Source organism: Oceanicola sp. D3, from assembly GCF_006351965.1.
Taxonomy (GTDB): domain Bacteria; phylum Pseudomonadota; class Alphaproteobacteria; order Rhodobacterales; family Rhodobacteraceae; genus Vannielia.
Genome location: NZ_CP040932.1, coordinates 3048640 through 3060875, shown reverse-complemented (window position 1 = coordinate 3060875; position 12236 = coordinate 3048640). Strand labels below are relative to the sequence as shown.

Genomic DNA, 12236 nt, shown 5'->3' with positions numbered 1-12236 from the left:
GGGCGCGGCGCTGTTTCGTTCACGCGATGCTGAGCCGGTGCCTCATACCCCCGGCGGCGGGGGCGGCGGGAGGATGGTGAAGAGTTGGGCCAGCTCGGGGATGTCGCCTGCTTTCAGCCAGCCATCCTGACCGGCGGTCCAGACCGTGCTGTCGCGGGTGAGGCTGCCCTCTTGCACCATGCGGCCCATGCGAGCCTTGGAGAACGGGCCTTCGGTGGCGCCGTTGGCGGCCACGTGCCAAAGCTTCTCCACCGGCGGGGGCGGCGGGGGCGGGGGCGCGGCATGGGTTGGCGCGGGGGCATAGCCGGGCTGGCCGCCGGGCATGGCGGTGCCATGGGCGGGGGCTCCCCAAGGGCCGGGCTGGGGCTGCTGGGCGTGGCCCTGCGGGTTCATCGCGGCGCCCATCTGGTTGGCCATTGCCATGCCCATACCCATGCCAAGGCCGGCGCCCATGCCATTGCCCCCGGCTCCGGGGTTGGCGGCGGCGGCGCTCATCGCTTCGGCTGCGGCGAACTGGGTGTATTTGCCCAGATCCCCGACCACGCCCATGGAGGTGCGCTTGTCGAGCACCTCCTCGACGGCGGGGGGCAGGGAGATGTTCTCGATATAGAGCTCGGGGATGATCATGCCGTATTCGGAGAGCGTCTTGCTGACCTCGGCAGAGATGAGCTTGCCCATGTCGCGGGTGTTTGCGGCCATGTCGAGCACCGGGATGCCGCTTCCGGCCATCACGCGGGAGGCTTCCTGCACGATGATGTTGCGGATCTGGAAGGTGATCTCGTCAGAGGTGAACTCGCCGTCGGTGCCGACGATTTCTTGCATGAAGAGGGCCGGGTCGCTCACCTTCACCGAGTAGGTGCCGAAGGCCCGAATGCGGGTGGGGCCGAACTCGGGGTCACGCAGCATGACCGGGTTCTTGGTGCCCCACTTGTTGTCGTTGAAGCGGGTGGTGTTGACGAAATAGATCTCGCTCTTGAACGGCGACTGGAAGCCATGGTCCCAGTGCTGGAGCTTGGTCATGATCGGCATGTTGTTGGTTTCCAGCATGTACATGCCGGGAGAGAACACATCGGCCAGCTGGCCTTCGTGGATGAACACCGCTGCCTGCCCTTCGCGGACGGTCAGCTTTGCGCCATACTTGATTTCGTGGCCGTAGCGCTCAAAGCGCCAGACCATCGTGTCGCGGGTGTCGTCTGTCCAATGGATGACGTCGATGAATTCGCCTGAGAGAAAATCGAGAATGCCCATGGCGGCCTCCTGAAAAGTTAATGCGGTGACTATAGCCAACGAGCCAGTGCTGGCCAGTGCCTATCGCGGCGCGGGTTGGGTGCTAGGGGTTTGGCGTCGCGGGGGGCGGCGCAAGAAAGGTAGCACCGCTGCCCATGTCGGGCAGGCCGAAGGCGGCGAGCAGGCCTGGTGGGGGCGGGTGAGGCACGAGCGCCAGAGCCGCAGGCACCTCACGCCCCTCGCCAAGTGGCAGCATCACCATGGGGCCGGTAACCTCGCGGGCGAGGCTGACAAGTGGACTTTGCTCCGGCTCGCCGAGGAGGCGTTCCATTGCCCAGTCGGCAAAGCTTTCGAGCGGCTTGTAGCGGGGTGTGATCAGCAAGGCCGAATCCTGCTGATTTGGGCGTCGCAGGGTGCCGGTGTTTCCGAGGTGGGTGGCAAGGACATCCCCGGTGTCGAGGATCAGGAAAGCGGGGGCTTCGTAAACAGATCGCATGGCGCGCGGCACAGATGGCGTTTGAGGCGGGCGACCAAGCAGAAACACCCGCTGCCCCTGCCAGAGAAAGCTGCGCAGAAGTCGCACGCCTCGTGCGATTGGCACCTGCGCCAAGGCGCGAGGGCTCTCGGAATTGTTGGTATAAAGTGTTGCGTCTCCAAGGATGGGGGAGAGAATGCCTTCCACCCGGCAGTCAGTCGCTTGCGCCGCCAGCGAAGGTGTCAGGCGGGTGGCGTCGTCGTCCTCGCAGGCGCTTTTGGCCAGAGCAGGCAGGGGCGCAAGGCAGCAGAGCAGTGCCAAGAGGATCAGGGGTTTCGATCCGGCTGACAAGTGGCGCGACGAGCCCGGTCGCCGCAGCAACCGTGCGATCAAACCCGGCCCCCCATCGCCTCGGCAACGATCTTCTTGACGATCGGTTTGGCCTCCAGCGCCGTCATGCCCGGCTCAAGGCGCTTGTCGTAGAGGATGCGCAGGAGCATTTCATCATGGGTGGTGAGCAGGCCAAATTCTTCGTCATCGTTGAAGATCGAGGGGCGGGCCTCGGGGCTGTCATTGGCAAGCCCCAGCCCCTGCGCCAGTTCCTCGTGAATGCAGGACAGGCGCAGCAGATCGGGGTGTTCGGCGCGGATGATCGCCACGGCGCGGGTGTAGACAGAGCTGGTGGCGGTGGTGGTGGCAAAGACGAGGCAGAGCGTGTCGCGCGGCAGGTTCTCGATGGTGCGGATGGCGGCACGGTCGATGCCCGGCACCAGCCGCTGCAACTCGGGGCCGATGGCGGCGCGTTCATCTTCGTTCAGCATCAAGACGGTGAAGTTGCCATTCCCGGTGCCCATTGACATCGGATGGCCGGTCGCCTTGCCAAGGCGGCGCACATAAGAGGCTACGTTGGCGCGATCCTTGGCGCGCTGGGCCTCGGGCACGCTCTCACCGAAGCGCAGTCCAAAGCGGACGGGTTGTTGCCAGCGGCGCAGGCTGGATTCCGACTGCTGGGCAATCAGCGCCCCGCCGCGGGAGACATACTCATCAAAGAGCGCGATGCGGATGAAGTTCTCGGTCAGTTGCCGGTCGGAAAACGGCGTATCGGGGCCACCGCCATCCCGGCGCAACAGGCCACGGGCCAGCAGATCGGCTTGAACGCGGGCATAGTGGCGCGAGGCGATTCGGCTCGCCTCGGAGCGCTCCTTCGGCCCCGGTTCAGGCAGGTCCGGGCGTTCAGGCGGGGTCGGAGAGGTGACCGGGCCGGTTACCTCCTCGCACCCTGCAAGGGCGAGGGCGGCGACAAGCATCGCCACTCTCGGGATCATTGGCATGCGGCGCAATGCGCGGCTCCTCTCAGCTTTCCGAAACGGCGGTGCCCGCCGCGTCGCCCAGCCCGGTCTTGCGGGCCTTGGCAGAGGCGAGCGTCTCTTTCAGCTCGTGCTCCATCTTCTGAAGTTCCTCCTCGGCCTCGGCGCGCTTGCGCTTGCCCTCATCGGCAATTTGCAGGCTTTCCTGAATGGTCGCCACCAGCTCGGCGTTGGCCGTCTTGACCGCCTCGATATCAAAAACGCCGCGCTCCATCTCGGTGCGGATCTTGGCATTGGTCTCGCGCAGGTTCTTGGCGTTCTGCGTCAGCAGCTCGTTGGTGAGGTCATTGGCAGAGCGCACGGCCTCGGCGGCCTCGGCGCTGCGCTGGATCGTCACCGCCTGCGCCAGCTGGGTCTCCCAGAGCGGCACGGTGTTGACGAGGGTGGAGTTGATCTTGGTGACAAGGCTCTTGTCGTTCTCCTGCACCAGTCGGATCGAGGGCAGGCTCTGCATCGTCACCTGACGCGTCAGCTTGAGGTCGTGCACCCGGCGCTCAAGGTCATCACGGGCGGCACGCAGATCACGCAGCTCTTGAGCCTTCATCACGCCCTCTTCCTCGGGGGCGGCCTGCACCTCGGCCTCCTTGGCGGGGATCGTGGTGGCATCCAGCTCGGCAATCTTGGCCTCGCCAGCGGCGATGTAGAGCGCCAGTTCGTCGTAGAAGTTCAGGGTCTTCTCATAGAGCACGTCGAGCGACTTGATGTCCTTCAGCAGCTTGTGCTCATGGCCTTCAAGCTCGCTGGTGATGTTGTCGATCTGGTCCTGCACGTCCTCGAAACGGCTGAGGAAATTTGCAAAGGGCGCGGCGCGGCCGATCAGCTTTTCCCACCAGCTCCGCTTGCGGCGCACGTCCAACTCGGAGACCGAGAAGCCGCGAATGGTGGTGACCATCTTGCGCAACCCATCGCCAGCGGGGCCGACGTCCTTGTTCTTCACGTCCGCCAGCATGGCCTGAGAGATCGTCTGAAGCTCGGATTGGGCGGCGGAGCCGAAGTTGACGATGGAGCCGGTGTCGGACATGTCCAACTCGCACATGCGCTTTGTGATCTCAGCCGAAAGGGCAGGGTCGGCCTCGGCCAGCGGCACCACGGCGTTGGCATCCACCGGCTCGGGCAGCACCACGGCGTTGACCTCTTCAACCTGCGCCAGCGTCTCTTTGGCCTTGGCGTGAACTTCCTGTTCCATTGTCCCTGATCTCCTTTTTACGCGGGGCTTAATGCGCCCCTTCACGCTGCAGACGGTCGCGCAGCACTTCTATTTCGATGTCCAGATCGGTGCGGTCATCCAGCAGCAGCTTCTCCGTGCGCTGGGCGTAATTGGCTTCCATTTCATCAAGCAGGGCGAGGTAATCGGCCTTGGCCTGCGCATCGCCGTTGCGGCTGTAGATATCGGCAAACTTCACCGTCGCGTCCTTGGCCCCCATCAGGTAGACGCCCATGAACTTGCGCGCTGCTGTCAGGTCGCGCGGATCTTCCTCGACGGTGCGAAACATGGTGCGGGCCGTGTCGGAAAAGCGCGCCACGCGGTCGGCCACGCCGCGATCGCCCGCGCGCTTCACCGCATCAGCCATGGCGGCAAGATGGGCCTCGGCCTCGTCCACGGCGCGGGCCACGCGATCCTGCTGGCGCAGGTCGATGCCCTCCATCCCTTTGTCAGACATCGGATCAAGCCCGAAGGCAAAACTATGCAGCCCTGCGCCGAGCACGCCGAAGATGATGGCCTCTACTAGCCCATGCCCGGCAAGCCCAACCACTCCTAGGCCGAGGCCGGTCAGCACCGAGCCAAAAATCTTGCGCGGAATGCCGGGGCGGCGGGCGACCTTGCGCGCCTCCCATGCCTCCTGCGCCTTCAGGCCTTCGCGGGTGAGCCATGCGGCGAGCATCAGCACACCCACGGCCACCAGATAGAGCGCGAGGCCCTTCGCATCAGAGGTGAAAGCGTGCCAGAGGAAGATCAGCGGCACCACGAACATGAGGTTGGAGCGCATCCCGGCCCGCGCCCGGCTGGCCCCTGCGAACTTCGGTGCCATGCTGGAGGCCTTGGGAGCTTCGGGCGCAGCGCGAACATTCTCATCGCCCGCTTGCGAGCCATCAGGGCTGAACTTTCCACCGTAGCGCTGGGCCATCAGGCACCCCCGCCCGTGAACGCGGCATAGAGCATCAGCGCCAAAAGCAGCGCGTAGCTCAGTTTCTGCAAACCGTCTCCAGACATCTCACCCCACCCGCGCCCGCGTGGCGCATATCTTCGCTTATAAGCGAATGATTTTCTGCGGGCCAGCATGGATCGCCCGGTCGCGCTTATCCGTGCTTCGCGGCGTTTTTTGCCGGTCTACCTGCGGCGTCTCTGGGGCTTTTTCTTCGGGGCGGGGGTGGGTTTGAACTCCGGGTCCAGTCCAAGCTGGTCGCGCAGAACCCGCGCCTTGATTTCCTCCACCGCGCCAGCCTTCAGGTCTCCCAGCCGGAACGGGCCGTAAGATACCCGCAGCAGCCGGTTCACGGTGAGGTTAACCGCCTCCATCGCCCGGCGAATCTCGCGGTTCTTGCCTTCGCGCAGGCTCACCGTGGCCCAGGCATTGGCGCCCTGCTGGCGATCGAGCGTGATGGTCATCGGCTGGTACTTCACGCCCTCCACGGTCAGCCCACGGCGCAGGGGCTCAAAATCCGCATCCTCCGGCGTGCCGTGCAGGCGCACGCGATACTTGCGCACCCAGCCGGTGGAGGGCAGCTCCAGCCGCCGTTTGATCTCGCCGTCGTTGGTGAGCAGCAGCAGGCCCTCGGAGTTGAGGTCCAGCCGCCCCACGCTGACGACGCGGGGCATATCCTCCGGCAGGTTGGCAAAAACCGTCTCGCGGCCCTTCTCGTCACGCTCGGTCGTCACGAGGCCCGCTGGCTTGTGGTAGAGCCAGAGCCGGGGCGGTTCGGGCGCGGCAAGCGGCTTGCCATCGACGGTGATCTTGTCGGCCTCGGTCACATTCAGCGCCGGGCTGTCGATCTGCTTGCCGTTCACAGTCACCCGACCGGCTTCAACGATCTTTTCCGCCTCCCGGCGAGAGGCAAGGCCGGCGCGGGCCAGCACCTTGGCGATCCGGTCGCCCGCGGGGGTCTTGCTTGGAGGTTTCTCTGCCATGGCCCCGCTCTATCCCTGCGCGAAAGGCTTGCCAAGGGCGCAGGCGCGGGGCAGGGGAGAGGCATGACCTTTACGAGCCATATGGAGACCGCGCTGGACGAAGCCCGCGCGGCGGCTGCACGCGGTGAGGTGCCGGTGGGCGCGGTGCTGGTTGCGCCGGGCGGCGAGATCATCGCCCGCGCCGGAAACCGCACCCGCGAGTTGGCGGACCCTTCAGCCCATGCCGAGATGCTGGTGATCCGGCAGGCCTGCGCCGCCAACGGCTCCGAGCGGCTGCCGGGCCATGTGCTCTACGTCACGCTCGAGCCCTGCGCCATGTGCGCCGCCGTGATCGCCGCTGCCCGCATTGCGCGGGTGGTTTACGGCGCGGCGGACCCTAAGAGCGGCGGCGTGGATCATGGCGCGCGCGTCTTTACCCACCCTCAGGCCCATCATGTGCCCGAAGTCATAAGCGGCGTTGCCGAAGAGGATGCCGCCACCCTCTTGCGCGACTTCTTTGCGGACCGGCGCGGGTAAGGCCCAACACGCCCCATTTTCTTGCCGCGAACATTTCGGGGGGGCGGCGCAACGGGCTGGCCTCCCACTGGCATGCGGGTTCAGCCGGGCGAACGCGCTGCGGGCTTTACAACTCGATGGCCTCAAGCACCCCCGGCTCCAGCACATCCACCCCTTTCAGGCCCTTCTTCAGCACCTCCGCATCCTGCGCTAACGCCGGGAAGGTCTTGTAGTGCGATGGAATGACGATCTCGAAGTCGAAGAAGCGCTTTGCCGCCCACGCGGCCTGCTCCATGTCCATTGTATAAAAACCGCCGCAGGAGAGGATGCCGATGTCGGGCTCGAAGTAGGCCCCGATCCACTCCATGTCTGCCATGATCCCGGTATCGCCGGAAAAGTAGATGCACTTGCCCTCGGCCTTCAGAACATAGCCAACCTCGGCCCCAGCCGCTCCGCCGTTATAGCTGGTGGAGTGAGAGGCGGGCACCATCGTCGCCTTGACCCCGCCAAGGTCCACCGTGCCGCCCTTGTTGAAGCCGGTGGCCTCCACGCCCTCTAGCTGGCCGGCGAGCTCCACCATGGTAAACACGGGCAGGCTCTTCTCCGCAGCCATCTCCGGCACGCCCGCGATGTGATCATCATGGCCGTGGGTCAGCAACACATGGGTTGCGCCCGCAAGCGCCTCGTCTCTGCGTTCTGCCGGGAAGGCCGGGTTTCCGTCCAGCCAGGGGTCGATCAGGATCACCGCCTCCTCGGCTTCAAGTTTCCAGCCGCCGTGTCCAAGCCAGGTGAGTTTCATGGGGAGTCTCCACAATCTGCTTTCCGGGCGAACCTAGGGCGGCACCGGGGCAGCGTCCACCGCTTGCAGCCCTTGGGCGCGAGCGATAAACGGGCGGTCGACAGCCGATAGGAGTTTCGCCCCATGTCGATCGACACCGAAACCGCGCGCCGTGTGGCGCATCTGGCCCGGATCGCCGTGCCCGAAGAAGACCTGCCTGCACTGGCGGGCGAATTCAACGCGATCCTCGGGTTCATCGAACAGCTATCCGAGGTGGATGTGGAGGGCGTTGAGCCGATGGTTTCGGTCACCCCGCAACGGTTGAAGCGGCGCGAAGATGTGGTGACGGATGGCAATCAGCCCGAGGCCGTTCTGGCCAATGCGCCGGATGCCCGCGAGGGCTTTTTTGCCGTGCCGAAGGTGGTGGAATAATGAGCGATCTGACCAAGCTGACGATTGCAGGCGCGCGGGACGCGCTGCGCAAGGGCGAGACCACGAGCGTGGAAATTACCGAGGCCTGTCTTTCGGCCATCGAGGGGGCAGGGGCGCTCAATGCCTTTGTCCACCACACGCCGGAGATTGCGTTGGAGCAGGCCAAGGCCGCCGATGCACGGATCGACGCGGGTGATGCGCCTGCCATGTGCGGCATTCCGCTCGGCATCAAGGATCTGTTCTGCACCAAGGGTGTAGAGAGCCAGGCGGCCTCCGCCATTCTTGGCGGTTTCAAGCCGGAATACGAATCCACTGTCACCACCCAGCTTTTTGACGCGGGCGCGGTAATGTTGGGCAAACTCAACATGGACGAATTCGCCATGGGGTCGAGCAACGAGACCTCGACCTATGGCAACGCGGTGAACCCCTGGCGGCGCGGCAACGATGAGGCGGCGCTGACGCCCGGCGGCTCCTCGGGCGGCTCGGCCTCTGCCGTGGCGGCCGATCTCTGCCTCGCCGCCACCGGCACCGACACTGGCGGCTCAATCCGCCAACCTGCGGCCTTCACCGGGATCACCGGCCTAAAGCCTACCTACGGTCGGGTAAGCCGCTGGGGCATCATCGCCTTCGCCTCTTCGCTCGATCAGGCCGGGCCGATGACGAAGGACGTGCGCGACTGCGCGATCATGCTTCAGGCCATGGCCGGGCATGACCCGAAGGACAGCACCTCGGCCGAGCTTGCGGTGCCCGATTTCGAGGCGATGCTGACGGGCGATATCAAGGGCAAGGTGATCGGGATTCCGAAGGAATACCGGATGGAAGGCATGCCCGAAGAGATCGGGGCGCTTTGGGCCGAGGGCACCGAGATGCTCAAGGCGGCGGGCGCGGAGATTCGCGACATTTCGCTGCCCCACACCAAGTATGCGCTGCCCGCCTACTACGTGATCGCCCCCGCTGAGGCCTCCTCGAACCTCGCCCGCTACGACGGCGTGCGCTTTGGCCATCGCGCCAAGCTGGCGCAGGGTGACGGCATCGTGGAGATGTATGAAAAGACCCGCGCCGAGGGCTTTGGCGACGAGGTGAAGCGGCGGATCATGGTGGGCACCTATGTGCTCTCCGCAGGTTACTACGACGCCTACTACAACCGCGCCCGCAAGGTGCGTGCCCTGATCAAGAAGGACTTCGACGAGGTCTTTGCCGCAGGGGTCGACGCAATCCTCACCCCCGCCACCCCCTCCGCGGCCTTCGGGCTGGGCGAGATGGCCGAGGCCGATCCGGTGCAAATGTATCTCAACGACGTCTTCACCGTGACGGTCAACCTCGCCGGATTGCCGGGCATCGCTGTGCCCACCGGAACCAGCACACAGGGCCTTCCGCTGGGCCTCCAGCTTATCGGGCGCCCGTGGGAAGAGGGCGACCTGCTGAACACGGCCTACGCGCTGGAGCAGGCCGCAGGTTTTGTGGCCAAACCGGGCAAATGGTGGTAAAACCGGCCCAATAGGCAAAAAAGAGAGCAGAGATCTTTCCCATGCGAGCGTGGCTTCCCCTGTGTGCAGCCTTGGCCCTTGCGGCCTGTGATCCGGCAATTCCTGATAGCGGTTCGGGCGTCGGCTTTGGCGACTATGACAGCTATCAGTCGCAGCTGAGGCGCGACACGGCGCTGGCCAGTTCTTCGCGGCAAACGGTGCAGCCGCCCGCTTCGCCTGTCGCCTCGGCCTCGGCAAGCCCGTCTGCGGCTGCGCCTTCGGCGACCGGGGCTCCAACCGCAGCAGAGATTGACCAGGCCCTCGGCCGCACCCCCACCACCGCGCAACCGGTAATCACCCCGGCTGCGCCCGCCCCGGTGCGCACCGCGGCCGCGCCGCGCACCGCAGGCAGCGCCGGGATTTCCGATGAGCAGTCTTTCGAGGCGGTCTCGTCGCGGGAATCGATCGAGAGTGATGCCCAGAGGATTGCCCGGCAACGTGCGCAGTTTGAGCAGGCGCCGGTAACGGCCCTTCCCGATCGCCCGCAGGATACCGGGCCGAATCTGGCGCAATACGCGCTGTCGACCACAAACCAGCCGGGTGAAAAGATCTATCGCCGCGGCTTTACCAGCCAGCGCAAATTTGACCGTGCCTGCGCCTCTCAGCCCTCCGCAGCGCTGGCCCAGCAGGCCTTCCTCGCGGCCGGTGGCCCCAAGCGTGACAAGCTGGGTATGGACCCGGACGGAGACGGTTTTGCCTGTGGCTGGGATCCCCGGCCCTTCCGCGCCGCCAAGGGGTGAGCCGGCCCCGGAGCCCGGCGTGAAGATCCAGAGCTATCCAACGCCCAATCAGGGTGAGCGCCGGGGCGGGGCACGCCCCGACATCGTGCTGCTGCATTACACCGCCATGCCCGACACCGACCTGGTGCTGAAGCGCCTTGCCACGCCAGAAGCCGAAGTGTCGGCGCATTATGTGGTGAGCCCAGCAGGCGGCGTCTGGCAAATGGTCGATGAGGCCGCACGGGCTTGGCACGCCGGGGCAGGGCGCTGGGGGGGCTGCGTTGATGTAAACTCCCGCTCCATCGGCATCGAGATCGTCAATGCCGCCTCCGAGCCCTTTGCAGCCCCGCAGATGCGGGCGGTGGAAGCGTTGGTGGGGGGGATAATGGGGCGATGGGCCTTGCCGCCTGAACGGGTGCTCGGCCACTCCGACATCGCCCCGGGCCGAAAGATCGACCCGGGCCCCCGTTTCGACTGGCGCCGCCTCGCTCTGCAGGGCCTCGCGGTATGGAGCGAGGCCAAAGAGGCGGCAGGCGCCGGTGATGAGGCTGCCTTTTGTCAAGATGCGCGAGCCTTCGGCTATACCGCCGATGTGCCGCCCGACACCCTGCTGGCTGCCTTCCGCAGCAGGTTCAGGCCCGGGGCGAGCGGCCCGCTCGATGCCACCGATTGCGCCCGGATGGCCGACCTCGCCGCGCGGTATCCCGTTGACCCAGAGGCGCTTATCGCCTAACCGGGCCTTCGCGCGGATGACCGGGTGGCTGCGGGGGCTCGCCTCCGAGGAAAGTCCGGACTCCACGAAGCAACGGTGCCGGGTAACGCCCGGGCGGAGCAATCCGACGGAAAGCGCCACAGAGAAAAGACTGCCCTGCTTGCAGGGTGATGGTGAAACGGTGGGGTAAGAGCCCACCGCGGGGCTGGCAACAGCACCGGCACGGCAAGCCCCACCGGGAGCAATGCCAAATAGGAGCCTCACACGGGCCGCTTCGGCCCCGGGGCTCGGGTTGGCAGCTAGAGGGCACGCGGCAACGCGCGCCTTAGATGAATGGCCACCCCGCCCAGAAGCTTCGGCCGACGGGCGGACAGAATCCGGCTTACAGGTCATCCGCGCGATTATTTTTGCCATTCCCCGCCGGGAGTGGTTGACTCGGCCCCCCGCGCGGGTAAAAGGCGGGCTCCAAGATACACCTGCGGAGTGCCCCCGTGCGCGCTCCCCCCGCAAGAGGACAACAAAGATGGCCAAACCGACCACCATCAAGATCCGGCTGAACTCCACTGCCGACACTGGCCACTTCTACGTGACCAAAAAGAACGCCCGCACCATGACCGAAAAGATGGTCGTACGTAAATACGACCCGGTCGCGCGCAAGCACGTGGAATACAAGGAAGGCAAGATCAAGTAAGCCCCTCCGATCCACGACAAAGCTTAGAAAACCGCGCGACGCCCCAAGGCTCGCGCGGTTTTTCTTTGTCCCATAGCCAGCAAACCCCGCGAGCCTCCTTCTCAAGACGGTCCACCAAGGAGGCCAGACCATGCAAACCCAGACCAGTGAAATGCCCGGAAGGGGGCTGCGCCCCGCGCTGCCGCCCTTCACCATCCGCCCCGCGCGTATGGGTGACGTGCAGGCCGTGGGCAAGCTCTTGGCCGCCTCCTACCGCGCCCTGCTGGCGCCTGACTACCCACCCGAGTTGCTGGCCGAGGCACTGCCTCTCATCACCCGTCCACAGGCGGCTTTGCTGTCATCCGGCACATACTATCTCGCCGATACCGGCGATGGGCTGCTGGCCGCCGGGGGCTGGACCTTTCACGCACCGGGTGGCACGGCCACCGGGCCGCGCGAGGTGGGCCACATTCGCCATGTCGCCACCGCACCTGCAATGGCGCGCCGGGGCGTTGGCCGTACTCTGATGGAGCATGCGCTTTTTGAAGCCGAGGCGGCTGGCGTGCGGCGGATGATGTGCTTTTCCACCCTCACTGCAGAGCCCTTCTATGCCGCGCTAGGCTTCGACTCTCAGGGCGAGATAACCATCACCCTCGCTCCGGGGCTCGAATTTGCCGCCGTGCAGATGTGTTGTGAAATGTGATCCAC

General features: G+C 65.5%; 14 protein-coding genes and 1 other RNA gene. 8 read left to right on the top strand and 7 right to left on the bottom strand.

What is annotated here, in order from left to right:
- Positions 1-42: 42 nt before the first annotated feature.
- The 6 genes from FHY55_RS15330 to FHY55_RS15305 all read right to left on the bottom strand — a co-directional run bounded on the left by FHY55_RS15330 (position 43) and on the right by FHY55_RS15305 (position 6196).
- Complete coding sequence (locus tag FHY55_RS15330) at positions 43-1248, bottom strand: SPFH domain-containing protein (protein WP_140015021.1); 1206 nt, start codon at positions 1246-1248, stop codon at positions 43-45.
- 82 nt (positions 1249-1330) lie between these two features.
- The gene (locus FHY55_RS15325; RefSeq protein WP_140015020.1) at positions 1331-2053 is read right to left on the bottom strand and encodes a hypothetical protein; all 723 of its coding nucleotides are present in this window, start codon (positions 2051-2053) and stop codon (positions 1331-1333) included.
- 38 nt (positions 2054-2091) lie between these two features.
- Complete coding sequence (locus tag FHY55_RS15320) at positions 2092-3027, bottom strand: DUF2927 domain-containing protein (RefSeq protein WP_140015019.1); 936 nt, start codon at positions 3025-3027, stop codon at positions 2092-2094.
- A gap of 28 nt (positions 3028-3055) precedes the next feature.
- Positions 3056-4255, bottom strand: a complete 1200-nt coding sequence (locus FHY55_RS15315) for a toxic anion resistance protein (RefSeq protein ID WP_140015018.1) — start codon at positions 4253-4255, stop codon at positions 3056-3058.
- 28 nt (positions 4256-4283) lie between these two features.
- Positions 4284-5195, bottom strand: a complete 912-nt coding sequence (locus tag FHY55_RS15310) for a 5-bromo-4-chloroindolyl phosphate hydrolysis family protein (RefSeq protein WP_140015017.1) — start codon at positions 5193-5195, stop codon at positions 4284-4286.
- A 203-nt stretch (positions 5196-5398) separates the two neighbouring features.
- Positions 5399-6196, bottom strand: a complete 798-nt coding sequence (locus tag FHY55_RS15305; RefSeq protein WP_140015016.1) for a pseudouridine synthase — start codon at positions 6194-6196, stop codon at positions 5399-5401.
- A gap of 63 nt (positions 6197-6259) precedes the next feature.
- Here FHY55_RS15305 and FHY55_RS15300 point away from each other — a divergent pair, with 63 nt between their 5' ends.
- Positions 6260-6712, top strand: coding sequence for a nucleoside deaminase (locus FHY55_RS15300; protein ID WP_140015015.1), 453 nt, complete (start codon positions 6260-6262; stop codon positions 6710-6712).
- Positions 6713-6818: 106 nt separating this feature from the next.
- Here FHY55_RS15300 and FHY55_RS15295 read toward each other — a convergent pair whose 3' ends face one another.
- A complete protein-coding gene (locus FHY55_RS15295; RefSeq protein WP_140015014.1) occupies positions 6819-7490 on the bottom strand; it encodes a metal-dependent hydrolase in 672 nt (223 codons plus the stop codon).
- A gap of 123 nt (positions 7491-7613) precedes the next feature.
- On the opposite strand from FHY55_RS15295, the gene gatC reads away from it, so the two are divergent.
- The 7 genes from gatC (at position 7614) to FHY55_RS15260 (ending at position 12231) form a co-directional block, all read left to right on the top strand.
- Positions 7614-7901 carry an Asp-tRNA(Asn)/Glu-tRNA(Gln) amidotransferase subunit GatC gene (gene gatC / locus FHY55_RS15290; RefSeq protein ID WP_140015013.1) on the top strand — a complete coding sequence of 96 codons (288 nt, stop codon included), beginning with the start codon at positions 7614-7616 and terminating at the stop codon, positions 7899-7901.
- A complete protein-coding gene (gene gatA, locus FHY55_RS15285) occupies positions 7901-9388 on the top strand; it encodes an Asp-tRNA(Asn)/Glu-tRNA(Gln) amidotransferase subunit GatA (protein WP_140015012.1) in 1488 nt (495 codons plus the stop codon). Before gatC ends, gatA begins: the two co-directional genes overlap by 1 nt.
- Before the next feature lie 71 nt (positions 9389-9459).
- Complete coding sequence (locus tag FHY55_RS15280; protein ID WP_254695337.1) at positions 9460-10167, top strand: hypothetical protein; 708 nt, start codon at positions 9460-9462, stop codon at positions 10165-10167.
- 19 nt (positions 10168-10186) lie between these two features.
- Complete coding sequence (locus tag FHY55_RS15275; RefSeq protein WP_254695336.1) at positions 10187-10879, top strand: N-acetylmuramoyl-L-alanine amidase; 693 nt, start codon at positions 10187-10189, stop codon at positions 10877-10879.
- A gap of 12 nt (positions 10880-10891) precedes the next feature.
- Positions 10892-11259, top strand: an RNA gene (gene rnpB, locus FHY55_RS15270) — RNase P RNA component class A.
- Between the two features lie 122 nt (positions 11260-11381).
- On the top strand, positions 11382-11549 hold the full coding sequence (rpmG, locus tag FHY55_RS15265) for a 50S ribosomal protein L33 (RefSeq protein ID WP_012179442.1): 168 nt from the start codon (positions 11382-11384) through the stop codon (positions 11547-11549).
- A 130-nt stretch (positions 11550-11679) separates the two neighbouring features.
- Entirely contained in the window at positions 11680-12231 is a 552-nt protein-coding gene (locus tag FHY55_RS15260) for a GNAT family N-acetyltransferase (RefSeq protein WP_254695335.1), read from the top strand.
- Positions 12232-12236: the final 5 nt, after the last annotated feature.